At 64.8% G+C, this 23,265-nt stretch carries 19 protein-coding genes; 10 read left to right on the top strand and 9 right to left on the bottom strand.

Annotated features, from left to right (window positions below):
• Positions 1–28 precede the first annotated feature (28 nt).
• The 6 genes from N7422_RS01770 (at position 29) to mqo (ending at position 7,741) form a co-directional block, all read left to right on the top strand.
• Positions 29–469: a carboxymuconolactone decarboxylase family protein gene (locus N7422_RS01770; RefSeq protein ID WP_279804852.1), complete on the top strand. Its 441-nt coding sequence runs from the start codon at positions 29–31 to the stop codon at positions 467–469.
• 142 nt (positions 470–611) lie between these two features.
• The gene (locus N7422_RS01765) at positions 612–845 is read left to right on the top strand and encodes a hypothetical protein (RefSeq protein WP_279804850.1); all 234 of its coding nucleotides are present in this window, start codon (positions 612–614) and stop codon (positions 843–845) included.
• Positions 846–851: 6 nt separating this feature from the next.
• Positions 852–2,042, top strand: coding sequence for an efflux RND transporter periplasmic adaptor subunit (locus N7422_RS01760; RefSeq protein ID WP_279804849.1), 1,191 nt, complete (start codon positions 852–854; stop codon positions 2,040–2,042).
• 18 nt (positions 2,043–2,060) lie between these two features.
• Positions 2,061–5,237, top strand: coding sequence for a multidrug efflux RND transporter permease subunit (locus tag N7422_RS01755; protein WP_279804848.1), 3,177 nt, complete (start codon positions 2,061–2,063; stop codon positions 5,235–5,237).
• Positions 5,238–5,587: 350 nt separating this feature from the next.
• The gene (locus N7422_RS01750; RefSeq protein WP_023630554.1) at positions 5,588–5,779 is read left to right on the top strand and encodes a DUF4223 family protein; all 192 of its coding nucleotides are present in this window, start codon (positions 5,588–5,590) and stop codon (positions 5,777–5,779) included.
• Between the two features lie 324 nt (positions 5,780–6,103).
• A complete protein-coding gene (gene mqo / locus N7422_RS01745; protein ID WP_279804847.1) occupies positions 6,104–7,741 on the top strand; it encodes a malate dehydrogenase (quinone) in 1,638 nt (545 codons plus the stop codon).
• Between the two features lie 221 nt (positions 7,742–7,962).
• Here the strand turns inward: mqo and N7422_RS01740 are convergent, their stop codons facing one another.
• Positions 7,963–8,298 carry a helix-turn-helix domain-containing protein gene (locus tag N7422_RS01740; RefSeq protein WP_279804845.1) on the bottom strand — a complete coding sequence of 112 codons (336 nt, stop codon included), beginning with the start codon at positions 8,296–8,298 and terminating at the stop codon, positions 7,963–7,965.
• 51 nt (positions 8,299–8,349) lie between these two features.
• Here N7422_RS01740 and N7422_RS01735 point away from each other — a divergent pair, with 51 nt between their 5' ends.
• Positions 8,350–9,441, top strand: coding sequence for an NADH:flavin oxidoreductase/NADH oxidase (locus tag N7422_RS01735; RefSeq protein WP_279804844.1), 1,092 nt, complete (start codon positions 8,350–8,352; stop codon positions 9,439–9,441).
• A 146-nt stretch (positions 9,442–9,587) separates the two neighbouring features.
• Here N7422_RS01735 and N7422_RS01730 read toward each other — a convergent pair whose 3' ends face one another.
• From N7422_RS01730 to N7422_RS01710, 5 genes are all read right to left on the bottom strand, one after another.
• Complete coding sequence (locus N7422_RS01730) at positions 9,588–10,832, bottom strand: FAD-dependent oxidoreductase (RefSeq protein WP_279804843.1); 1,245 nt, start codon at positions 10,830–10,832, stop codon at positions 9,588–9,590.
• Positions 10,833–10,835: 3 nt separating this feature from the next.
• Positions 10,836–12,413: an aldehyde dehydrogenase (NADP(+)) gene (locus N7422_RS01725; protein WP_279804840.1), complete on the bottom strand. Its 1,578-nt coding sequence runs from the start codon at positions 12,411–12,413 to the stop codon at positions 10,836–10,838.
• 96 nt (positions 12,414–12,509) lie between these two features.
• Positions 12,510–13,457 (bottom strand): dihydrodipicolinate synthase family protein, encoded by a 948-nt coding sequence (locus tag N7422_RS01720; protein WP_279804838.1) that lies wholly within the window; start codon positions 13,455–13,457, stop codon positions 12,510–12,512.
• A 41-nt stretch (positions 13,458–13,498) separates the two neighbouring features.
• Positions 13,499–14,425 carry a 4-hydroxyproline epimerase gene (locus tag N7422_RS01715; RefSeq protein ID WP_279804837.1) on the bottom strand — a complete coding sequence of 309 codons (927 nt, stop codon included), beginning with the start codon at positions 14,423–14,425 and terminating at the stop codon, positions 13,499–13,501.
• A 23-nt stretch (positions 14,426–14,448) separates the two neighbouring features.
• Positions 14,449–16,065, bottom strand: a complete 1,617-nt coding sequence (locus N7422_RS01710; RefSeq protein WP_279804834.1) for an APC family permease — start codon at positions 16,063–16,065, stop codon at positions 14,449–14,451.
• A 250-nt stretch (positions 16,066–16,315) separates the two neighbouring features.
• Between N7422_RS01710 and N7422_RS01705 the strand changes: the two genes are divergently transcribed.
• Entirely contained in the window at positions 16,316–17,095 is a 780-nt protein-coding gene (locus N7422_RS01705; protein ID WP_279804832.1) for an AraC family transcriptional regulator, read from the top strand.
• Here N7422_RS01705 and N7422_RS01700 read toward each other — a convergent pair.
• A complete protein-coding gene (locus tag N7422_RS01700; RefSeq protein ID WP_279804830.1) occupies positions 17,083–17,970 on the bottom strand; it encodes a LysR family transcriptional regulator in 888 nt (295 codons plus the stop codon). The genes N7422_RS01705 and N7422_RS01700 overlap by 13 nt on opposite strands.
• 189 nt (positions 17,971–18,159) lie before the next feature.
• Here N7422_RS01700 and moaB point away from each other — a divergent pair, with 189 nt between their 5' ends.
• Positions 18,160–18,699 carry a molybdenum cofactor biosynthesis protein B gene (gene moaB / locus N7422_RS01695; protein ID WP_279804828.1) on the top strand — a complete coding sequence of 180 codons (540 nt, stop codon included), beginning with the start codon at positions 18,160–18,162 and terminating at the stop codon, positions 18,697–18,699.
• Between the two features lie 28 nt (positions 18,700–18,727).
• Here the strand turns inward: moaB and N7422_RS01690 are convergent, their stop codons facing one another.
• Both N7422_RS01690 and moaA read right to left on the bottom strand, forming a co-directional pair.
• Positions 18,728–19,627 (bottom strand): bestrophin family protein, encoded by a 900-nt coding sequence (locus N7422_RS01690; protein ID WP_279804827.1) that lies wholly within the window; start codon positions 19,625–19,627, stop codon positions 18,728–18,730.
• Positions 19,628–19,648: 21 nt separating this feature from the next.
• The gene (gene moaA / locus N7422_RS01685; protein ID WP_279804825.1) at positions 19,649–20,653 is read right to left on the bottom strand and encodes a GTP 3',8-cyclase MoaA; all 1,005 of its coding nucleotides are present in this window, start codon (positions 20,651–20,653) and stop codon (positions 19,649–19,651) included.
• 254 nt (positions 20,654–20,907) lie between these two features.
• Between moaA and N7422_RS01680 the strand changes: the two genes are divergently transcribed.
• Complete coding sequence (locus N7422_RS01680) at positions 20,908–23,235, top strand: FdhF/YdeP family oxidoreductase (RefSeq protein WP_279804824.1); 2,328 nt, start codon at positions 20,908–20,910, stop codon at positions 23,233–23,235.
• Positions 23,236–23,265 lie beyond the last annotated feature (30 nt).

The following is a 23,265-nucleotide window of genomic DNA, read 5'->3' as shown; positions in this document are numbered from 1 at the left end:
CGTGTGGTCAAACTGTCGGAGAACGTCCATGAGCAACAAACGCATCAACTACTACGAAGCGGCCCCTCAAGCGATGAAAGCCATGATGGGCCTGGAAAAGGCGGCCTCTCAATCGATCCTGCCGGCATCGCTGCGCGAACTGGTGCGGATCCGCGCTTCGCAGATCAACGGCTGCGCCTACTGCATCGACATGCACACCAGCGATGCCATGAAGGGCGGGGAAACCCCGCGTCGCTTGATGGCCATCAGTGCCTGGAAGGAAACCCCATTCTTCGACGCACGCGAACGGGCGGCACTGTTGTGGACGGAGACCCTGACGCTGGTTGCACAGACGCACGCGCCCGACGAGATTTATGAAGCGGTGGCCGCCCAGTTCAACCCACAGGAGTTGTCCGAGCTGACCTTCGTCATCGCGGCCATCAATGCCTGGAACCGTTTTGGCGTCGGCTTCGCCATGCAACCGCGATAAGTCCTGCGCCAACATTCAGCGGCCTGCAGAGCGGTGGGTCAATTGATCGCCCGCTGAGAGCCACCGGGTACTTACATCAAATATCGATTTCAGACTGAAGTTCAGTTGGCGCATGGCTGTGCGCGTCATTCGAGGAAATGACATGAGTTCAATAATCAAGTTCGGTGCAGTTGTCGTACTTGCACTGCCGTTCTTCGCTCATGCCGAAGATGGGGCGCAGGCAGCAAAACGTTTTCACGATCACAACAGGGCTGTTTTCGCTCAGCAGATCAAAGACCGCGCTGCGCGTGAACAGCGCGAGCTCGAGTCTTCCAGAGCGCTCATGGAGAAAGCGTCCGGAAACAACAAGACGGGCCATGAACGGATTGCGAAGTGATCTGCAATGGCCCTCATCATCCATTGGCTTAGGAAGGACTGCCCTGTGCGCGCCCATTCAGTCAGCGTTATCGGAATCATCACCGCGATTTTATTTATCAGCGGTTGCAACGAAGCATCAGCCCCGATAGCCGCAAGCCCTCCAGTCGTCGATGTGGTCAGTGTGGCTGTTCGACACGTCCGGTATTGGGACAGTTTCAATGGCCGCGTTGGCGCCATGGAAACGGTGGCAATCCTCCCTCGGGTGGGCGGATATATCACCCGAGTGGCTTACAAGGAAGGTGGCGAGGTCCGCAAGGGCGATCTGCTTTTCGTCATCGATCAGCGCCCCTATCGCGCAGCGTTGGACAGCGCGCGCGCCCAGCTGGAGCGGGCACGTGCTTCGCTGACGTTTGCCAGACAGCAGGACCTGCGCGCACAAAAGCTCATCAGCGCCAACGCTGTGTCGAAGGAGCTGGCCGAGCAGCGGCGGACGGCCTACGAGCAGGGCGTTGCCGAGGTGCATGCGGCCGAATCTGCAGTGGCCACCTCAGCATTGAACCTTGAATTTACCGAGGTTCGATCGCCCATCGACGGCCGTACCAGCCGAGCTCAACTGACCGTCGGCAACCTGGCGGTGGCGGATCAGTCCGTGCTGACATCGGTCGTGTCGCAGGATCCGGTCCATGTCTACTTCGACCCCGACGAGCACAGTTACCTGAATTATCAGAAGACGCTCAAGACCTCGGCAAAGACGGCCGTGCGCATTGGCCTGGCCACCGACGAACGCTTTGCGTACGAAGGTGACCTGACGTTCCTGGACAACCAGGTCAACGCGGCGACAGGCACGATCCGCGCGCGCGCCGTGGTGCGCAACCCGGACAGGCTTTTGACCCCCGGCCTTTACGCCAAGGTGCAGCTTTCGGTAGGCGAGCCGGTGGACGTTGTCGTGGTGCCTGATCGAGCCATTCTGACCGACCAGGACAAGCAGTATGTCTATGTGCTGAGCGGCGCCAAGACGGCCGAAAAGCGTTATGTCGAAATGGGCAGGTTGCTGGAGGGGCAGCGGGTCATCACGGCGGGCCTTGGCCCGGACGACAAAGTCATCGTTTCCGGGTTGCAGCAAATCTATGCCGCCGGAACACCGGTCTTGGCCAATGTGCTCGCGCCTGAAAACGATGAGCTGAAAGTTTCCAGCACCCGTCATGACGGACGATGATCCGCAAAGGCTCTTACCATGGACTTCTCTAAGTTTTTTATCGACAGGCCAATCTTCGCGATAGTCCTGTCGATCGTTATTTTCGCCGCCGGCCTGATCGCGATTCCGCTGTTGCCGGTCGGTGAGTACCCGGAAGTGGTTCCGCCCACCGTGGTGGTGAAAGCGACCTACCCCGGCGCCAATCCCAAGGAAATTGCCGAGTCGGTCGCCGTTCCGCTGGAGGAGGCGATCAATGGGGTCGAGGACATGGTGTACCTGAAGTCGGTGGCCAGCTCCGATGGCACCCTCCAGGTGGTCGTCACCTTCAATGCCAGGATCGACCCCGACACTGCCGCGGTTCGCGTCCAGAACCGCGTCAGCCAGGCGCTTTCGCGCTTGCCGGAATCGGTCCGTCAATACGGCATCACCACCCAGAAGCAATCGCCGACGCCGCTGATGTACGTGGACATGTACTCCAGCAACGACACGTTCGATGCGCTCTATCTGCGTAACTACCTGCGCCTGCACGTGAAGGACGAGCTGGCCCGTATTCAAGGGGTCGGCGACGTCGTGCTCTACGGCTCGGGCGATTACGCGATGCGCATCTGGCTCGATCCGAACAAGCTTGCCGCGCGTAACATCACGGCCGAGGATGCGATCCGCGCGGTGCGTCAGCAGAACGTGCAGGTTTCCGCGGGCCAGCTGGGCGCCGAGCCTTCTGCGCAAGGGACGGAGTTCCTCATCTCGATCAATGTCCAGGGCCGGTTGAAGACCGAGCAGGAGTTTGCCGACGTCGTCCTCAAGACCGGAAGCGACGGGCAGGTCACGCGCCTGGGCGACGTGGCTCGGGTCCAGCTGGACGCCGGCGACTACACGATGCGGGTGTTTCGTGGGAAGAATCAGGAAGTCGCGGTCGGTATCTTCCTGACGCCGGGAGCCAACGCCATCGATGTCGCCAACAAGGTCTACGCGAAGCTCGATGCGTTATCGAAGGATTTCCCCGAGGGCGTGAAATACGTCAGTGTCTGGGACCCGACGGTGTTCGTGCGCGAGTCGATCAGCGCTGTCCAGCACACGCTGTTCGAGGCGATGGTCCTGATCGTTCTGGTGGTCGTGCTGTTCCTGCAGACCTGGCGCGCGTCGATCATTCCGTTGATCGCCGTCCCGGTATCGATAGTGGGGACCTTCGCGTTTCTCTACCTGCTCGGCTATTCGATCAATACCCTCACCTTGTTCGGCATGGTGCTGGCCATCGGCATCGTGGTGGACGACGCGATCGTGGTGGTGGAAAACGTCGAGAGGAACATCGAACTTGGCCTGACGCCGCTCGAGGCGGCCCATCAGGCCATGCGCGAAGTATCAGGGCCTATTCTGGCGATCGGCCTGGTACTGTGCGCCGTGTTCATTCCCATGGCCTTCATGAGCGGCGTCACGGGGCAGTTCTACAAGCAGTTCGCGGTCACGATCGCCATCTCTACCGTGATCTCGACGATCAACTCGCTCACCCTGTCGCCGGCCTTGGCGGCGAAGCTGTTGCGTCACCACGCCAGCCCCAAGGATCGCCTGAGCCGTTGGATGGATTGCGCGCTGGGTTGGCTGTTGCGCCCATTCAACCGGTTCTTCAATCGGACTTCGGCGCGTTACGAAGGCAGCATTGCACGGCTTTTGCCACGTAAAGGGGTGGTGTTCGTGGTCTATGCCGCCTTGCTGGGTATTACCGGGGTGCTGTTCAAGACGATTCCCAGCGGTTTCATTCCAAACCAGGACAAGCTCTACCTGTTCGCCGGGGCGACACTGCCGCCAGGTGCCTCGCTGTCCCGATCCGAGGCCGTCGCCCGGCAGATGTCGGCGATAGCCTCGACCGTGGAGGGTGTCGACTACGCCAACTCCTATGTGGGTTTGAACGCACTGCAGAGCACCACCACGCCGAACCTGGTGACCGCCTACGTCATCCTCAAGCCGTTTGGCGAACGCACGCGCAGCGCAGAGGACATCAACACCGAGCTGAACAGCCGGTTCGCGGCGATCAAGGACGGTGCCGCCTACGCGTTGCTGCCGCCGCCGATCCAGGGGTTGGGTAACGGCTCCGGCTATTCCCTGTTCCTGACCGATCGGGGCGGTCTGGGCTATGCCGCGTTGCAGCAAGCCCTTGCCAGGTTCCAGGCAGAAGTTGCCAGTACGCCTGGCATGACCTTCCCGGTCAGCTCCTACCAGTCCAACATCCCCCAGCTTGAAGTGAAGGTCGATCGCACCAAGGCTCAAGCCCAGGGCGTGGAGTTGACGGCCATCTTCGATACGCTGCAGACGTATCTCGGATCGGTCTACGTAAACGACTTCAACCTGTTTGGCCGGGTCTACCGAGTGGTCGCCCAGGCAGATTCCAGCTTCCGGCAAACCAGGGAAGATGTCGCTAACCTGCGCGTACGAAACGCTCGGGGCGAGATGGTGCCTGTCAGCGCAATGGTCACGATCGTGCCGACCTACGGGCCGGATCCGGTGATGCGTTTCAACGGCTACCCCGCCGCGGACCTGATCGGCGATGCCGACCCGAAAGCGATGTCTTCGGGGGAGGTCATCAGCAAGCTCGAAGCGATTGCGGCCCGCACGCTCCCGCGGGGTATCGAGCTGGAATGGACCGATCTGAGCTACCAGCAGGTTACCCAGAGCAACACGGCGGCGATCGTGTTCCCGATCGCTGTCGCGCTCGCGTTCCTGGTCCTGGCGGCGCTGTACGAAAGCTGGACCTTGCCGCTCGCCGTGATCCTGATCGTCCCCATCTGCATGTTCGCCGCGCTGACCGGAGTCTGGCTGAGCGGTGGCGACAACAACGTGTTCGTTCAGGTCGGGCTGGTGGTGCTCATGGGGCTGGCCTGCAAGAACGCGATCCTGATCGTCGAGTTCGCTCGGGAGCTGGAGATGCAGGGCCGCGCCACCCTCGAGGCGGCATTACAAGCCTGTCGGTTGCGCCTGCGCCCGATCGTGATGACTTCCGTGGCCTTCATCGCCGGTGCCGTGCCGCTTCTGGTGGACAGCGGTGCGGGTAGCGAAGTGCGCCATGCCACGGGGGTCACGGTATTTTGCGGGATGCTCGGGGTGACGTTGTTCGGCCTGTTCCTGACGCCGGTGTTCTACGTTGTGCTGAGGAAGCTCGGGGCGAGCCTTCCCGCCCATCCTTCAAGCATGACGCGGCCGGATCCTCATGTCGTGCCTGGCTGAAAAGTGTCACTGCTGAAGGGCGAAAGATCGCGTCATGTTGCTTGAAAGTTTAAGGTTGGCCTTCAGATCTGAAGCGCCGGGGGATAGTTACTTGCCGGTCCGCTACTCGGAAAGTTCCTGTCCCCGCGTGTGCTGCGAGAATTCAGGCTATTAACTGTCACGGTGTTGAACGTGTCACGACTGTATCGTTTAAGCAGGCGCTGAACAGGTAAAGTTGCGCGCGGAGCGCATATGAAAGTCGATGCTGTAGCGAGTGCGCTAGAACTAACGGCTTTCTCTCCTGCGTTCTTTTCCCGTATGATCCGCGCGCCATCAGAGTTGATGGTGGATCATGGATTATAAGGATTGTTATGAAAAAGCTGATCAAAGCTACTGTCGCTGTTGCTGTCGTTTCGGGCGTTGCCCTGCTGTCCGGCTGCACCGGCCAGGTCTACAACCAGCCTAAGAACTGCTCGTACGACTACCTGTTCCACCCATCGGTTTCGATCTCCAAGATCATCGGCGGCTGCGGCCCGATCGATAAACTGCCGCAACAGCAGTAATCTTGGAAATGCCCTGATCGGGTCGTTCGCGACCTGATCCAAGACCCCCGGCCATGGATGTGGCTGGGGGTTTTTGTTTTCCGGGCGTGGTGGCTTGTCGCGTGGCAACCTGTCGTCTTGACGCCCCGGCCCGCGTTTGTTTGTGCTGGCAATTCGGTTACAATCCGTAAATCGTTTCAGCCTTGTCGGTCAATCCGACCAAAGGCTGGCGCGTCCAATGCTCTCTGGCTGCTGAACAATGATCACAACAAGCCTGCGCTGAAGAACATGGAAACCGGGGCCAGCCACAGGCCCACCCTCCGTTCTACTGACTGGAATCGATCAATGTTCAAGAAAGCTGGCAAGACCTTGCTGGGTCTGGCTGTCGCGGCGAGCTTCATGCAAGCGCACGCTGCTGACACCAAGAAAGTCGACGTGCTGCTGGTTGGCGGCGGCATCATGAGCTCCACCCTGGCTGTCTGGCTCAACGAGCTGGAGCCAAGCTGGTCGATGGAGATGGTCGAGCGCCTGGACGGCGTCGCCGAAGAAAGCTCCAACGGCTGGAACAACGCCGGTACCGGCCACTCCGCGCTGGCCGAGCTGAACTACACCCCGCTGGACAAAGATGGCAAGGTCAACATCACCAAGGCCATCGAGATCAACGAGTCGTTCCAGATCTCCCGCCAGTTCTGGGCCTGGCAGGTACGCCAGGGCGTGCTGAAGAACCCGCACTCGTTCATCAACACCACGCCGCACATGAGCTTCGTCTGGGGCGATGACAACATCAAGTTCCTCAAGCAGCGTTACGAGGCCCTGCAGGCCAGCCCGCTGTTCCGCTCGATGCAGTACTCGGAAGACCACGCGCAGATCGCCAAGTGGGTCCCGCTGATGATGGAAGGTCGTGATCCGAACCAGAAGCTGGCCGTGACCTGGACGCCGATCGGCACCGACGTCAACTTCGGTGAGATCACCCGCCAGTTCGTCGGTCACCTGAAGACCAAAGAGAACTTCGACCTGAAGCTGTCCAGCGAAGTGCAGGACATCACCCGTAACGAAGACGGCTCCTGGCACGTCGAGTACAAGAACCTGAAGGACGGTAGCGTAACGGCCACCGACGCCAAGTTCCTGTTCATCGGTGCCGGCGGTGGCGCGCTGAAGCTGCTGCAGAAGTCGGGCATTCCTGAAGCCAAGGAATACGCCGGCTTCCCGGTAGGTGGTTCGTTCCTGGTGACCGAGAACCCGACCGTGGCCATGCAGCACATGGCCAAGGCCTACGGCATCGCCTCCACCGGCGCGCCACCCATGTCCGTTCCGCACCTGGACACCCGCGTGCTGGACGGCAAGCGCGTGATCCTGTTCGGGCCATTCGCCACCTTCTCGACCAAGTTCCTGAAGAACGGCTCGTACCTGGACCTGCTGAGCAGCACCACCACCCACAACGTCTGGCCTATGGCCCGCGTCGGCATCGACCAGTACCCGCTGGTCGAGTACCTCGCCGGCCAGCTGATGCAGTCGGACGACGACCGCTTCGCCGCGCTGCAGACCTACTTCCCGAACGCCAAGAAGGAAGACTGGAAGCTGTGGCAGGCCGGTCAGCGCGTGCAGATCATCAAGCGTGACGAAGAGAAGGGCGGGGTGCTGAAGCTGGGTACCGAAGTCGTCGCCTCCCAGGACCGCACCATCGCCGGCCTGCTGGGCGCCTCGCCAGGTGCCTCGACTGCCGCGCCGATCATGCTCAACGTGCTGGAAACCGTGTTCAAGGAGAAGGTCGCCACCCCTGAGTGGCAGGCCAGGATCAAGGAGATCGTGCCGAGCTACGGTACCAAGCTGAACGATTCGGCGGCCGCCACCCAGAAAGAGTGGGACTACACCGCCGAAGTGCTGCAGCTGGAGAAGCCGCCAGTGATCGACCAGAGCGTCGAGACCCGCGTCGCGCCAGCCGCACCGGTCGAGAGCAAGCCTGCCAACGACATGGCACTGTAAGGCCCATGCTTGCCGGGCTTGCCCGGCAACACCGACCACGAGGATCGCCCCTGGCGGCCTCGTGGTTTTTTTGTGCCTGAGTTTTGCCCGGACCAGGGGCCTTGGAGGAGATCGCCCAGCCCTTTGGGGCTGCGCTGTCGTGCAGGGAACTGTATCCCTGCGGGAGCGGGCTTGCCCGCGAAGCAGGCGCTACGGTGCCTGGCTCCGCGTGGCCTGGAAACTCAACGCTGCTCGAGAATACTGCCCAGCAGCCCTGGGAAGCGGCTTTCCAGCTCATCGCTGCGCAGCGAGTTCATGTGCGTGGTGCCGACATTACGGGTGTGCACCAGCCCGGAATCGCGCAATACGCGAAAGTGATGGGACATGCTGGACTTGGGCCGGCCGCCGTCCAGCTCGCCGCAGCTGGCTTCGGCGACTCCAGCCAGGCGACGCACGATTTCCATGCGCACAGGATCGCTCAGGGCGTAGAGCAGGCGCTCCAGCGTCAGGTCTTCGGGGTTGGGATGGGTATAGGCTCGCATGGTCGTCATGATAACGGGGGTTTCACAAATTGCCATAGTTCGAATATGATCGAACAATCGTATCCAACCCGTCCCTGGAGTCTCGTCATGGCAGCATTGTTCGAACCCTATACCCTCAAAGACGTCACCCTGCGCAACCGCATCGCCATTCCGCCGATGTGCCAGTACATGGCCGAAGACGGCATGATCAACGATTGGCACCACGTCCACCTGGCAGGCCTGGCCCGTGGTGGTGCCGGGCTGGTGGTGGTCGAGGCCACCGCCGTGTCGCCGGAAGGGCGTATCACCCCCGGCTGCGCTGGTATCTGGAACGACGCTCAGGCCCAGGCCTTCGTGCCGGTGGTGCAGGCGATCAAGGCCGCCGGCGCCGTGCCGGGCATCCAGATCGCCCACGCCGGGCGCAAGGCCAGCGCCAACCGCCCGTGGGAAGGTGACGACCATATCGCCGCCGACGATGCCCGTGGCTGGGAGACCATCGCGCCCTCGGCCATCGCCTACGGCGCCGACTTGGCCAAGGTGCCGCGGGCCATGAGCCTGGACGACATCGCCCGGGTCAAGCAGGACTTCGTCGCTGCCGCACGCCGTGCCCGTGACGCGGGCTTCGAATGGATCGAGCTGCACTTCGCCCACGGCTACCTGGGCCAGAGCTTCTTCTCCGAGCACTCCAACCAGCGCACCGACGCCTACGGCGGCGGTTTCGACAACCGCACGCGCTTCCTGCTGGAGACCCTCGCGGCGGTGCGTGAAGTGTGGCCGGAGAACCTGCCGCTGACCGCGCGTTTCGGTGTGGTGGAGTACGACGGCCGTGACGAGCAGACCCTGCAGGAGTCCATCGAGCTGGCTCGCCGTTTCAAGGCCGGTGGCCTGGATCTGCTGAGCGTCAGCGTCGGTTTCACCATTCCCGAGACCAGCATCCCATGGGGCCCGGCGTTCCTGGGGCCGATCGCCGAGCGGGTGCGCCGCGAGGCGAAGCTGCCGGTGACCTCGGCCTGGGGTTTTGGCACGCCGGAGCTGGCTGAAGGCGCATTGCAGGCCAACCAGCTCGACCTGGTGTCGGTGGGGCGTGCGCACCTGGCCGACCCGCATTGGCCGTATGCCGCTGCCAAGGCACTGGGCGTGGACAAGGCGGCGTGGACGCTGCCGGCGCCTTATGCGCACTGGCTTGAGCGTTATCGCTGAGTGAGGCTGGGGCTGCTTTGCAGCCCTTTCGCCGGCAAGCCGGCTCCCACAGGGTACTAGACGCAGCCAGACGGTGTTCTCGCTGGATAGCGCCGATCATTGTGGGAGCCGGCTTGCCGGCGAAAGGGGCGCGACGCGGCCCCGTTTCAAAACCGGCACAATCGATAGGCTCCGATTTGCGGGCAGTCTTCGCCATTTACCAACCGTCCCACCCATTCCGCCGTCACCGCCGCCTGGGTCAACCCCAGGTGCTGGTGCCCGAAAGCCAGCAACACCTTGCCATCGGCCACCCGGTCGATCACCGGCAGCGAGTCCGGCAACGAAGGCCGGAACCCCATCCACGGCGTCGCCCCCTCGGTATCCAGCTCCCGCCGGAACAAACCCTTGCTCAACCTATGCAGTTGCCACGCCCGTTGCATGCTCGGCGGCGCCTCGAGCCCGGCGAACTCCACCGTGCCGGCCAGGCGCAGGCCGTCGGCCATGGGCGTCATGATGAACTTGCGCTCCAGCGAGGTGACGGCGAATGGCAGGCGCTGTCGTTCCGCCGGCAGCATCAGGTGATAGCCGCGCTCGGTGTCCAGCGGCACGTGTCTGCCGGTCAAGGCAGCCGTGAGCCTGGCCGAATGCGCGCCAGCGCTGACCAGCACCTGACGAGCCTCGAACGTGCCCTGGTCGCTGGCCAGGCTGACACCCTGACCGTGGACGTGCCCACCACTGACCTCGGCGCGGACGAAGCGCACGCCACTGGTGCTGGCGGCGTTGAACAGTTCACGGACCACCTGGTACGGATCCAGGAAATGCCCGGTGCGGGGAAAGAACAGGCCACCCTGGATCGATGAGTTCAGTTGTGGCGCAGCTTCGCGCACCGCTTCCCCCGTCCAGAAATCCACGGGCACGGCTTGCTGCCGCATTCGTGTACGCAGGGCTTCGAGCGCTTGGCGCGATTCATGGCGCTCGAACACCAGCAGCGAACCGTCCTCCTTGAGCAGGGGGCTGCGTTCGATGGACGCGAGCAGCCGTTGCCAGGCCCCCAGGCTTGCTTCGTTGAGCGCACGAATACCGGCCACGCTGCGCTGGAACGGCGCCGGACGCAGGTTCAGCAGCAGGCGGGTGAACCAGGGCAGGGCCCGGGGCAGGTACTTCCAGTCCAGGCGCAGCGGGCCCATCGGGTCCAGCAACATGGCCGGTAGGCGTTTGAGGATCGACAGGTCGGCGATGGGAAACACCTGCTCGGTGGCCAGGTGTCCGGCATTGCCATACGAAGCGCCGTGACCCGGCGCCTGGCGATCGATCAGCAGCACCCGACGGCCCTGGCGGGCCAGTTGCAGGGCGCAGGCGACGCCGACGATGCCGGCGCCGACCACGGCGATGTCCGTGTCGGTGGCAGGCATGGCTCAGCGTTCCCTCTGGCCGTCGAGCAGCCGGCGCAGGCCCAGCGGATTGCCGTGTCGCAAGGCGCTGGGCAGCAGTGCGTCGGGGCAGTCCTGGTAGCACACCGGGCGCAGGAAGCGCAGGATCGCCGCCGTGCCCACCGAGGTGCCGCGGGCGTCGGAGGTGGCCGGGAACGGGCCGCCGTGGACCATCGCGTCGCAGACCTCGACGCCGGTCGGCCAGCCGTTGACCAGGATGCGTCCGGCCTTGCGTTCGAGGGTCGGCAGCAGTTCGCGCGCCTTGGCCAGGTCGGCGTCGTTCAGGTGCAGCGTGGCGGTGAGCTGGCCTTCCAGATGTTCCGCGACCTGATGGATTTCCTCATCGCTGTCACAGGCGACCACCAGCGAGGCGGCGCCGAACACTTCGGCCTGCAGGGCCGGGTCGGCGAGAAACGCCTGTGCCGAGGTGACGAACAACTGCGCCTGGCACTGGTTCGGGCCTTGCCGGGGCTGGCCACGGGCGGCCTGTCGGGCATTGTGGTTGTCACTCAGCGCCGCGACGCCGCTTGCATAGGCGCTGGCGATGCCGGGGGTGAGCATGGTCTGCGCAACGGCCTGGCCGACATGCTCGGCCGCGGCGACGATGAAGCGCTCCAGCGCCGCGCCCTGGCGGGCGATCACCAACCCGGGGTTGGTGCAGAACTGGCCGGCGCCCTGGGTCAGCGAAGCGGCGAAACCCTGGGCCAGGTCTTCGGCCCTGGCCTGGAGGGCGGCCTCGAAGAGGAACACCGGGTTGATCGAGCTCATCTCGGCATACACCGGGATTGGCTCCGGGCGCGCCTGGGCCGCCTGGCACAAGGCGATGCCAGCGCTGCGCGAGCCGGTGAACCCGACCGCCTTGATACGTGAGTCGCTGACCAAGGCGATGCCGATCTCACGCCCGGCACCATACAGTAGCGAGAACACGCCATCGGGCAGTTCGCATAGCTTGGCCGCCCGTGCCACGGCCTGGCCGACCAGCTCGCTGGTGCCGGGGTGGGCGCCATGGGCCTTGACCACCACCGGGCAGCCGGCCGCCAGGGCCGAGGCGGTGTCGCCGCCGGCCACCGAGAACGCCAGCGGGAAATTGCTGGCGCCGAACACCGCCACCGGGCCCAGGGCCACCTGGCGCTGGCGCAGGTCCGGGCGAGGCAGTGGCTGGCGTTCGGGCAGCGCATTGTCCACGCGTACGTCCAGCCATTCGCCCGCGCGTACCACCCGGGCGAAGGTACGCAGCTGGGCGCAGGTGCGGCCGCGCTCGCCCTGGATGCGTGCCTTGGGCAGGCCGGTCTCGGCACAGGCGCGTTCGATCAGCGCATCGCCCACTGCTTCGATCTGTTCGGCGATGGTTTCGAGAAAACGGGCGCGTTGTTCGAGGGTGGTTTCGCGGTAGGCATCGAATGCCGCCCAGGCCAGGGCGCAGGCCTGGGTTACCTGTTCGGCGCTGGCGCCGGCGTAGGGTGGCTCGAGTGGGGTGTCGGTGGCCGGGTCGATGGCGTGGATCGCGGCCTGGGTGCCTGTGACGACGCGTTGGCCGATCAGTAGGTTGCCGGTGAGGGTCATGGGGTGTCCTGGAGAATCTGGGTGAGGTCTGAACCTGTTGGGGGCGCTATGCGCCCCTTTCGCGACACACGGCCGCTCCCACAGGCGTTGCGGCGATCAAGCCTGGTTCTGCTCGGCGGACCAGTTGGCGTACCAGGTGCGGAACAGCGCGTATTGCTGTTCGGCGTAGCGGCGCTGGGCGTCGCTGAGGGCGTCGGCTTCGTTGAAGTGCAGGCGGTACTCGCGGTCGCCGTTGAGCACCATCAGGTGCTTGTAGTACAGCACCAGGTCGCAGCCTTCATCGAACGACGACAGCACCGCCAGCGCCGACTCCAGCTCCCGGGCCTGGCGCCTGGCCTTGGCGTCGCCCTTGGCGGCGCGCTTGCTCAGGCTGACCAGTTGCAGAACTTCGCGCGGCAGCGCGTTGCCGATACCGGTGATGGCGCCGGTGGCGTTGCAGTTGACGAAACCGTGCACCACTTGCGTGTCGACGCCGACCATCAAGGTCACGTCGTCGTCCTGGGAGGTGATGTGTTCGGCGGCGTAGCGCAGGTCGGCGGCGCCGCCGAACTCCTTGAAACCGATCAGGTTCGGGTACTCGCGGCGCAGTTCGAAGAACAGGTCGGCGCGGGTGGCGAAGCCGTAGTAGGGGCTGTTGTAGATCACCGCCGGCAGCTTCGGCGCGGCGGCGAGGATGGCCGAGAAATGGTGCCGCTGCGCGGTCAGCGAGGCGCCGCGGGACAGCACCCGGGGGATGACCATCAGGCCGGCGGCGCCGACCTTGGCGGCATGGGCGGCGTGGGACACGGCTTCACGGGTGTTCACCGCGCCGGTGCCGACGATGGTCGGGATGCCGGCGGCCACCAGGCGCGCCACGCCCTCCTGGCGCTCAGCCTCGGTCAGCAGCGGCCAGTCGCCCATCGAGCCGCAGTACACCACCGCGCTCATGCCCGCGTCGATCAGTTCGCGGCCCTTGCGCACCAGGGCGTCGAAGTCCGGCTTGCGCTCGGCGGTGCAGGGGGTCATCAGGGCGGGCATGGTGCCGGTGAAGATGTTGTCGGTCATTGTTGTCACTCCTGGCGGTATTCAGTGGGAAATGAACGGAGTCAGATGCCCCAGGCGAAGGGGTCTCGTTCGTCGATCAGCAGGGTGCTGTCGGCGGTCATGTAGGCGCGGCCGGTGATGAACGGGCGGATGCGTTCGCCGTCGCGTTCGTAGCGGCCGTGGAACTGGCTGCCGGTGATGCTGGCCTGGATCCAGGTCTGGCCTTCGGCGAGCTTGCCGTCGGCGGCCAGGCAGGCCAGCTTGGCGCTGGTGCCGGTGCCGCAGGGCGAGCGGTCGTAGGCCTTGCCGGGGCACATCACGAAGTTGCGGCTGTCGGCGTTGGCGTCGTCGGCGAACAGCTCGATGTGGTCGATGGGCGCGCCGTGCTCGCCGGTGATGCCTTGGTCGTCGAGGGCCTTGAGCATGGCCCAGGTGTAGTCGGTCAGTGCCTCGACGTTGTCCAGTTCAATGCGCTGGCCATGCTCGCTGACCAGGAAGAACCAGTTGCCGCCCCAGGCGATGTCGCCGCGCACCAGGCCATGGCCGGGCACCTCGACGGCCACCTGCTGGCGATGGCGGTAGGCGGGCACGTTGCCGATGGTGATGGTGCCGTCGTCATGCAGGGTGGCGCTGACTTGGCCGACCGGCGTATCGATCCGGTGCACGCCGGGGCCGATCAGCCCCAGGTGCTGCAGGGAGGCGACCAGGCCGATGGTGCCGTGGCCGCACATGTTCAGGTAGCCGGCGTTGTTGAAGAAGATCACCCCGCAGGTGGCGTCGGAGGAGACCGGAGGGCAGTACAGCGCGCCCACCAGCACATCGTTGCCGCGCGGCTCCAGCAGGCAGGCGCGGCGCCAGTGGTCGTGCAGTTCGCGCAGCTCGTCGCGCTGCTCGGCCATGCTGCGGCCGGACAGCTGCGGGAAGCCCTTCATCACCAGGCGGGTCGGTTCGCCGCCGGTATGGGAGTCGATGACATGAACGTGTTTCATCAGGATGTCCATTCGCTAGTGAGTCAGGAGGCGACGGCGGCGGGATGCTGGCCGGCATGGGTTTCGCTGCTGGCTTCGCTCTCATCGTCGCCATCGAGCCGCACCAGCCGCGCCGGCACGCCGGTGGCCGCGCCCCAGTAGTAGATCCCCAGGGCGCAGGCGGCCACGATCACGGTGTCCAGCGGATGGCCGATCACGCCCAGGCCGCCGAAGCTGCCCAGCCAGGAGAGAAAAATGGTCACGGCGTAGAAGCCGATCAGCCAGGCCGACGAGCGCACCTGCTGGCCCAGCGACAGGTGTTCGGTAGGCACGAAGCGGCGGCACAGCAGGTACAGCACGAACATCACGATCTGCAGGGCCAGCAGCCAGGACACGGTGTTCCAGCCCGACCAGTAGACGATCAGCGCGGCGATGATGAACGACAGCGGGCCGAGCACGCCCATGCCCTTGACTCGGAAGGGCCGGGCCATGTCCGGGGCGCTGCGGCGCAGGGCGGCGACCGACACCGGGGCCACGGCGTAGCTCAGCACCAGGGCGGCGGACACCACGTTGATCAGCGCTTCCCAGGACGGGAACGGCAGGGTCCAGAACACCGCCAGGCCGAAGGTCAGCCACAGTGCCGGGCGCGGGATGCCGGACTGCTCGTCGATGCGGGTGAAGTACTTGAAAAAGGTGCCGGTCTGCGCCCAGCCATAGATCACCCGTGGGGTGGCGTTCATGTAGATGTTGCCGCAGCCGCTGGGCGAGATCACCGCGTCGGCCACCACCAGGTAGGCCAGCCAGCCGACGCCCAGGGTCAGGGCGATGTCACGGTAGGGCAGGGCCAGTTCCTTGGTTACCCCGGCCCAGCCGTTGGCAATCATCTCGGTCGGCACGCTGCCGAGGAAAGCCAGTTGCAGCAGGGCGTAGATGGCGGTGGACAGCAGCACCGAGAGAATCAGCGCGATGGGGATGGTGCGCTGTGGGTTCTTCACTTCGCTGGCCACCGAGATGATCGGCGTCAGGCCCAGGTAGGCGAAGATGATACCGCCGGCCGACACGGCCATTTCCACTCCGGACAGGCCGAACGGGGCGAAGCCCTGAACCTCGAAGTTTTCCGGCTTGAAGAAGGTGAACAGCACGCCGATCACCAGCAGCGGCACGATGAACTTGAACACGCTGACCAGGTTGTTGGCCTTGGCGAACGTTTTCACGCTGCGGTAGTTGAGCAGGAAGAACAGCCCCAAAAGGGCGAACTGCACCAGCCAGCCGAGCACGGTCGGGTCGCTGGAGCCGGCCTTGGTCAGGGCCGGGAACCAGGCCGCGGCGTATTGGCGTGAGGCGACCACTTCGATGGCGATCAGGCTGGAGAAGGCGATCAGGGTGATGAAGCCCATCAGGTAGCCGAGCAGCGGACCGTGGGAGTACACCGGGTAGCGCACCACGCCGCCGGCGCGCGGCAGGGCGGCGCCGAGCTCGCAGTAGACGATGCCCAGCAGCAGGACGGCGAAGCCGCCGAGGAACCAGGAGAGGATGCCGGCCGGGCCGGCGATGGCCGAGACGTGGCTGGCGGCGAACAGCCAGCCGGAGCCGAAGATGGCGCCAAGGCCGATGAAGGTGAGGTCCAGCAGTGAGAGCTGTTTCTTGAATTTGCCTGACATGATTTCGCCTTTTTGTAGGTTTTGGATAGGCAGGTCTGATGTCACGATGCGGCTTCGTGGGCCGCGCTCTTGTAGGTCGTGGGGCGGCTTGCGTGGGGCATAGAGTGGACCGATCGCGGCCAGGGTTCTTGATGGTTTTCTGCAAGGTGGGTGACGAAATCGGCACAGTTGCAGAAAAGACTGGTGAGCAGGGGCGGTGGCTGGATAGGCTGGATTGCATAGCCGGCACTGGCACCGGAGAACTTGTTCAATGTCACGTGACTCACTGGCAACCCTGTACCAGCACCTCGACCAGCACCGCCCCGAGTCGCTCGAGGCGTTGCTGACCGGGGTGATCTGGTTGCTGCCCATGCTCGACGTCATCGCCAACGCAGCGATCTTCATCAAGGACGATCAGGCCCGCTATGTACTGGCCAACCGCACGCTGGTGCAGCGCTGCGGCCTGAAGCACCTGCAACCGTTGCTGGGCAAGACCAGCGCCGACGTGTTCCCGGCGCGGCTCGGCCCCGGCTATACCGAGCAGGACCGGCGTGTGCTGGAGCAGGGGCTGGTGCTGGAAGACCAACTGGAGCTGCACCTGTATGGCAGCCGCGAACCAGGCTGGTGCCTGACCCACAAGCGCCCGCTGTTCAACCCGGCGGGAAGGATCATCGGCCTGGTGGGCATTTCGGTGGACCTGCAGTCAGCCGCCGACACCCACCCCGCCTACCAGCGCCTGGCGGCGGTGGACGCGCATATCCGCGCGCATTTCCATCAGCCGATCGGCATGGGCGAGCTGACCCGCATCGCCGGCATCTCGGTGGCGCAACTGGAACGCTACTGCAAGCGCGTGTTCCACCTCACGCCCCGACAGATGATCCACAAGGCCCGCCTGGAGCATGCCCACCAGCTGTTGCACAGCGACCTGCCGATCATCGAGGTGGCCTTGCGCTGTGGTTACACCGACCACAGCGCCTTCAGCCGGCAGTTCAGGCAACTGACCGGCTTCACGCCGCGCCAGTACCGCCGGGCCACGGCTCAGGAGGGCTGAAACAGGGCGCGGGCTTCGTCGAAGCACTGCTCGGCGATGGCCGAGCGTGGCTCGCTGCGGCGCAGCAACAGGCCGACCGGGCTGTGGATGCTGGCCTCCTGTACCGGGATGATGCGCATGTGCTGGCTGAGTTCTTCCAGGCCGCAATCGAGCGGCATGATCGCGCAGCACACGCCGGTGTTGATCGCCTGGATCAGCTGGAAGGTGGAGTCACTCTCGAGCACGGCATTGGGCTCCAGGCCACGGCTGCGGAAGCTCAGGTCGAGGGACTGGCGGTAGTGCATGCCTTTGCTCAGCAGGCCCAGCGGCAAGTCGCCAAGGTCGTCCCAGCGCAGGCTGTCGGCCTCGAAGCGGAAGTGCCGGGTGTCGTGCAGCAGGCCCATGGTGGTGGTGCTCAGCTCGATCACGTCGAAGAAGCTGGTGTTGACCTGGTCGAGGTAGCAGATGCCCAGGTCGAGCTGGTTGCGGCTCAGGCCATCGACCACTTGCTCGGAGCTCAGCGACGACAGCTGGAAGTGCAGCTCCGGGTACTTCTCGCGCAATGGCATGAGCAACTGCATCGGGTTGAAGCTGGCCAGCGGCACGGTCCCCAGGCGCAGGCTGCCGACCACCTGGCCGCGGCAGCTGGCGGCCTCGGCCTGCAGGCCGTCATGGGCGGCGAGCAGGGTGCGGGCCCAGGCCAGGATGCGCTCGCCGGCCTCGGTGAAACCTTCGAAGCGCTGGCCGCGCTTGACCAGCACCAGGTCCAGTTCGTCCTCGAGGTTGCGCAGGCGCATGGACAAGGTCGGCTGGGTGATATGGCACAGCGCCGCGGCCTGGCCGAAGTGGCGGGTCTGGTCGAGGGCGATGAGGAACTTGAGCTGTTTGATATCCATGGTGCGGCCTGGGTTGCGGGGTGGGTAGACCTTAACCAAGAGTGAAGCACGTGGCTAATCATTCGTGAGCGGATCACGGCTTTCTTCGCGGATGATAGAGGGCGTCGATCATCCGTTACGTGCTATCGATTGGACGCTTGCCTGGCTTGTCTCTAACGTGGCCGCGAGTGCAATCCTGGAGCAGAGGCCATGAGCGTGAAACCGGACGCGGTGTTCGTACCGCTGAACATTGCGGTGCTGACCGTCAGCGACACCCGTACCTACGACACCGACACCTCCGGCGAGCTGCTGGCCAGCCGCGCCATCGGCGTGGGCCACCGCCTGGTGGCGCGGGAGCTGCTCAAGGACGACCTGTACAAGATCCGCGCCCAGGTCGCGACCTGGATCGCCGACGAGCAGGTGCAGGTGGTGCTGATCACCGGTGGCACCGGTTTCACCGGGCGCGACAGCACGCCGGAAGCGGTGGGCTGCCTGCTGGACAAGCGCATCGATGGGTTCGGCGAGCTGTTCCGTGCCCTGTCGATTCTCGACATCGGCACCTCGACCGTGCAGAGCCGGGCGCTGGCAGGCATGGCCAACGGCACCCTGGTGTGCTGCCTGCCGGGCTCGACCGGCGCCTGCCGCACGGCGTGGGAGGGGATCCTCGCCGAGCAGCTGGATGCGCGGCACCGACCGTGCAACTTCGTGGCGCACCTGAAGCCGATCGGGGCCTGCGCAAGCCGCGGGTGACCGCCAGGATCCATCACGGGACAGGCTTTCAGCTCAGCACATGATCCACGGGCACCAGCGCCGGAGGCAGCGGCTCATGTCCCAGGGCCGACAGCACATCGCGCTCGATGGTGCGCACCAGTGCATCGGTCGGCAAATCGTTCTCGTCTCGGCCGAACGGATCCTCCAGCTCGTTGCCGATCGCATCCAGGCCGAAGAACGTGTAGCTGACGATGGTGGTGAACAGCGGCGCCAGCCAGCCCAGCGGCTCGGCCAGGGCGAACGGCAGCAGCATGCAGAAGATGTAGATGGTGCGATGCAGCAGCAGCGTATAGGGGAAGGGCAGCGGCGTGCCCTTGATCCGTTCGCAGGTGGCCTGCACGTCCGACAGCCCGGTCAGGCGCTGCTCCAGCACGGTGTAGCGGAACTCGCTGATCGCGCCTTCCTGCGCCAGCCGTGAGCACTGCCCGCCGATATCACGCAGGATGCCGTCGCAGACATTGTGCGCGGTGATCGGCGCGTCTTCGGCCAGCCAGGTGCGCGCCAGGGGCAGTTCCTCTTCATTGCGCAAGCGGGCGTTGAGGGCATGGGCGAAACCGCACAGGCCGCGCAGCATCTGCGCGCGCAGCTGGCGATCCTCGATCGCCACGCTTTCGCGCACGAACGAGCGCACCTCGATGATCATCCGCCCCCAGGCCTTGCGCCCCTCCCACCAACGGTCGTAGCAGGCGTTGTTGCGAAAACTCATGAAGATCGACAGCGACAGCCCCAGCAACGTGAAGGGCGTGGCACTGACCGGGTAGAACAGCGTCGGGTAGTGTCGCTCGATCAGCACGATCAGGGCCGCCAGCAGGGTCACGCCCAGGCAGCGCAGGGCGATGCGCTGGACGATCGAGCCCTTGAGGGTGAACAGCACACGCAGCATGTCGGGGCGTGGGTGGACGATCAAGGCAGTTCCAGAGGCGGCCGATCAGCCGCCGGTCATGTTCATGAAACGCAGGATCTGCACTTCGCCGCCGACTTCGAAATGGTGACGGTAGGGCTTGAGCTGCATGGCGTCGCGGATGGCCTGCTCCAGGCGCGCGCTGTCACCGGGGTGCTGGCGCAGGACCTGCTTGAGGTCCACGGAGTGCTCGTTGCCCAGGCACAGCAGCAGGCGACCTTCGACGGTCAGGCGCACGCGGTTGCAGGTGGCGCAGAAGTTGTGGCTGTGCGGTGAAATGAAGCCGACCCGGGTGTTGGCGGCTTCGGCCAGGCGCCAGTAGCGGGCCGGGCCCTGGGAGGATTCGGCCGACTCGATCAGGGTGAAGTGCTCGGCCAGGCGGTTGCGCACGTCGTCGCTGGAGCAGAAGGACTCTGCGCGCTCGTGCTCGCTGATCACGCCCAGGGGCATCTCTTCGATGAAGGAGATGTCCAGTTCGCGGTCGATGGCGAAGCGCACCAGGTCGACGATTTCGTGGTCGTTGCGGCCCTTGAGCACCACCGCGTTGAGCTTGGTGCGGCGAAAGCCCGCAGCGCGTGCGGCGTCGATGCCGGCGATCACCTGGTTGAGGTCGCCGGTACGGGTCAGGGCGCGGAAGCGTTCGGGGTCGAGGCTGTCGAGGCTGATGTTCAGGCGCGAGACGCCGGCGTCGAACAGTGGCTGGGCCAGACGGCCGAGCTGCGAGCCATTGCTGGTCAGGCACAGTTCACGCAGGCCGGGCAGGGCGGCGATGCGCCCGCACAGCCCGACGATGCCCTGGCGCACCAGCGGCTCGCCGCCGGTCAGGCGGATCTTGCGGGTGCCCAGGGCGACGAAGCGCTCGGCAACCTGGTACAGCTCTTCGAGGCTGAGGATCTGCTGGCGCGGCAGGAACTGCATGTCTTCGGCCATGCAGTAGACGCAGCGAAAGTCGCAGCGGTCGGTGACCGACATCCGCAGGTAATCGACTTTGCGGTTGAAACCGTCGATCAGGGCCTGGGGGTTCTTTTCCACGTTCGCGCTCGGCATTGAAGTGAGAGGGGCGGCGAAAGGCCGCAGACAAGGTTCAAGCTATAACCTGCGCCCAGTGGCGTCAAATTGCTTTCCCCGACTGTACGATCAATCTCCTCTATCACGGCTGCAGGCCACGGCTGACGGGGCCTGTATCGAGTGATCGAGATTGTTTATCACGCTTTCATTCATATCGATTGGACGCAGGGAGGGGCGCTTCTTAGTCTGGAAAAAACATCGCGCGGGAAACACAGAGCATGAGCCAGGACGAACACATCAGGGACTACAAGGGACCGGCCGCCGGCTGGGGCGCGCTCAAGAGCGTGACCAAGAGCTGGCTGGGCAGCGAGAACGCCTTCAAGAACCTGCGCGCCATGCTCAAGACCAACCAGAACGGCGGCTTCGACTGCCCAGGCTGTGCCTGGGGCGAGTCGCCGGAAAGCGACATGGTCAAGTTCTGCGAGAACGGCGCCAAGGCGGTCAACTGGGAGGCCACCGGCCGCTCGGTGGATCCGGCGTTCTTCGACCGCTACAGCGTCAGCGCGCTGCTCGAGCAGACCGACTACTGGCTCGAATACCAGGGGCGCATCACCCATCCCATGCGCTACGACGCGGCCACCGACCGTTATGTCGAGACCAGCTGGGACGACGCATTCGCCCTGATCGCTAGGCACCTGAACAATCTCGAGTCGCCTGACCAGGCGGAGTTCTACACCTCGGGCAGGGCCAGCAACGAGGCGGCGTTCCTGTATCAGTTGTTCGTGCGTGCCTATGGCACCAACAATTTCCCCGACTGCTCGAACATGTGCCACGAGGCCAGCGGCGTGGGCATGGCCGAAACCCTCGGCGTGGGCAAGGGGACGGTGGTGTTCCATGACCTGGAGCTGGCCGACGCGATCTTCGTCATCGGCCAGAACCCCGGCACCAACCATCCGCGCATGCTCGAACCGCTGCGCGAGGCGGTCAGGCGCGGGGCCCAGGTGATCTGCTTCAACCCGCTCAAGGAACGTGGCCTGGAGCGGTTCCAGCACCCGCAGCACCCGCTGGAGATGCTCAGCAACGGCTCCGAACCGACCAACACCGCCTACTTCCGCCCGGCGCTGGGCGGCGACATGGCGGCCATGCGCGGCATCGCCAAGTTTCTCTTGCAGTGGGAGCGTGAAGCCCAGGCCAATGGCCTGCCGGCCGTGTTCGACCATACCTTCATCGCCGAGCACACCAGCGGCGTCGAGGCATATCTGGCAGTGGTCGATGCCACCCCCTGGGAGCACATCATCGAGCAGTCCGGCCTGAGCAAGGCCGAGATCGAGCTGGCCGCGCGCATGTACCGCAAGGCCGAGCGGGTGATCATGTGCTGGGCCATGGGCGTCACCCAGCACCGTCACTCGGTGCCGACCGTGCAGGAGATCGTCAACCTGCAGCTGCTGCGCGGCAACGTCGGCAAGCCGGGCGCGGGCCTGTCGCCGGTACGCGGTCACAGCAACGTGCAGGGCGACCGCACCATGGGTATCGATGAGAAACCCAAGGCGGCATTGCTCGATGCCATCGAAAAACGCTTCCAGTTCAAGGTGCCGCGCGCGCATGGCCATAACGCCGTGCTGGCGATCAAGGCCATGGAGGAGGGTCGGGCCAAGGTGTTCATCGGGTTGGGCGGCAACTTCGCCCAGGCCACCCCGGACACCCCGCGCACCCACGCGGCGCTGCGCAATTGCGAGCTGACCGTGCAGATCAGCACCAAGCTCAACCGCAGCCATCTGGTCCATGGCAAGCAGGCGCTGATCCTGCCGTGCCTGGGCCGCACCGAGATCGACATCCAGGCCGAAGGGCCGCAGGGCGTCACCGTGGAAGATACCTTCAGCATGGTGCATATCTCCCACGGCCAGTTGAAGCCGCGCTCGCCGCACCTGCGCTCGGAGCCGGCCATCGTCGCCGGGATGGCCAAGGCCACCCTGGACGACAGGCCGATCGACTGGGACTACGCGATAGCCGACTATGGCCGCATCCGCAGCATGATCGCCGACGTGATTCCAGGCTTTGCCGATTTCAACGAGCGCCTGCAGCACCCGGGCGGGTTCCACCTGGGCAACAATGCAGCGGACCGTAATTTCCGCACGGCCACCGGCAAGGCGCGTTTCAGCCCGAGCCAGCTGCCCGAGCAGCTGGTCAATGCCCAGGTGCTGGCCCGTGGCGACAAGCCGGACCTGATCCTGCAGACCCTGCGTTCCCATGACCAGTACAACACCACCCTGTACGGGCTGGATGACCGCTACCGGGGCGTGTTCGGGCTGCGCGAGGTGGTGTTCGTCAACGAGGCCGACATCCGCCGTCTGGGCTTCGAGCCGGGCGAGCATGTGGACATGGTGTCGTTGTGGGAGGACGGGCGCGAGCGACGAGTGTCGGGGTTCCGCCTGGTGCCCTACGACCTGCCGCCGGGGCAGGCCGCCGCGTACTACCCGGAGACCAACCCGCTGGTGCCGCTTGAGAGTTATGGCGAGGGGACCTACACGCCGACCTCGAAGTTCGTGGCGATCAAGCTGGAGAAGGCCAAGGCTGGGAACCGGATCGCGGCGACCAGCGCGGACTGATTGGCCAGACTGGCCGGCCCCTGCGTGGGT

Source organism: Pseudomonas sp. GD04091 (assembly GCF_029836165.1).
In the GTDB taxonomy this organism is placed as follows: domain Bacteria; phylum Pseudomonadota; class Gammaproteobacteria; order Pseudomonadales; family Pseudomonadaceae; genus Aquipseudomonas.
Note: the sequence above shows the minus strand (reverse complement) of the source record. Positions and strands in the feature narration are given on the sequence as shown.

Coding starts and splice junctions, on each gene's coding strand:
- N7422_RS01770 (WP_279804852.1), top strand. CDS start 29: ATGAGCAACAAACGCATCAACTACTACGAAGCGGCCCCTCAAGCGATG.
- N7422_RS01765 (WP_279804850.1), top strand. CDS start 612: ATGAGTTCAATAATCAAGTTCGGTGCAGTTGTCGTACTTGCACTGCCG.
- N7422_RS01760 (WP_279804849.1), top strand. CDS start 852: ATGGCCCTCATCATCCATTGGCTTAGGAAGGACTGCCCTGTGCGCGCC.
- N7422_RS01755 (WP_279804848.1), top strand. CDS start 2,061: ATGGACTTCTCTAAGTTTTTTATCGACAGGCCAATCTTCGCGATAGTC.
- N7422_RS01750 (WP_023630554.1), top strand. CDS start 5,588: ATGAAAAAGCTGATCAAAGCTACTGTCGCTGTTGCTGTCGTTTCGGGC.
- mqo (WP_279804847.1), top strand. CDS start 6,104: ATGTTCAAGAAAGCTGGCAAGACCTTGCTGGGTCTGGCTGTCGCGGCG.
- N7422_RS01740 (WP_279804845.1), bottom strand. CDS start 8,298: ATGGCAATTTGTGAAACCCCCGTTATCATGACGACCATGCGAGCCTAT.
- N7422_RS01735 (WP_279804844.1), top strand. CDS start 8,350: ATGGCAGCATTGTTCGAACCCTATACCCTCAAAGACGTCACCCTGCGC.
- N7422_RS01730 (WP_279804843.1), bottom strand. CDS start 10,832: ATGCCTGCCACCGACACGGACATCGCCGTGGTCGGCGCCGGCATCGTC.
- N7422_RS01725 (WP_279804840.1), bottom strand. CDS start 12,413: ATGACCCTCACCGGCAACCTACTGATCGGCCAACGCGTCGTCACAGGC.
- N7422_RS01720 (WP_279804838.1), bottom strand. CDS start 13,457: ATGACCGACAACATCTTCACCGGCACCATGCCCGCCCTGATGACCCCC.
- N7422_RS01715 (WP_279804837.1), bottom strand. CDS start 14,425: ATGAAACACGTTCATGTCATCGACTCCCATACCGGCGGCGAACCGACC.
- N7422_RS01710 (WP_279804834.1), bottom strand. CDS start 16,065: ATGTCAGGCAAATTCAAGAAACAGCTCTCACTGCTGGACCTCACCTTC.
- N7422_RS01705 (WP_279804832.1), top strand. CDS start 16,316: ATGTCACGTGACTCACTGGCAACCCTGTACCAGCACCTCGACCAGCAC.
- N7422_RS01700 (WP_279804830.1), bottom strand. CDS start 17,970: ATGGATATCAAACAGCTCAAGTTCCTCATCGCCCTCGACCAGACCCGC.
- moaB (WP_279804828.1), top strand. CDS start 18,160: ATGAGCGTGAAACCGGACGCGGTGTTCGTACCGCTGAACATTGCGGTG.
- N7422_RS01680 (WP_279804824.1), top strand. CDS start 20,908: ATGAGCCAGGACGAACACATCAGGGACTACAAGGGACCGGCCGCCGGC.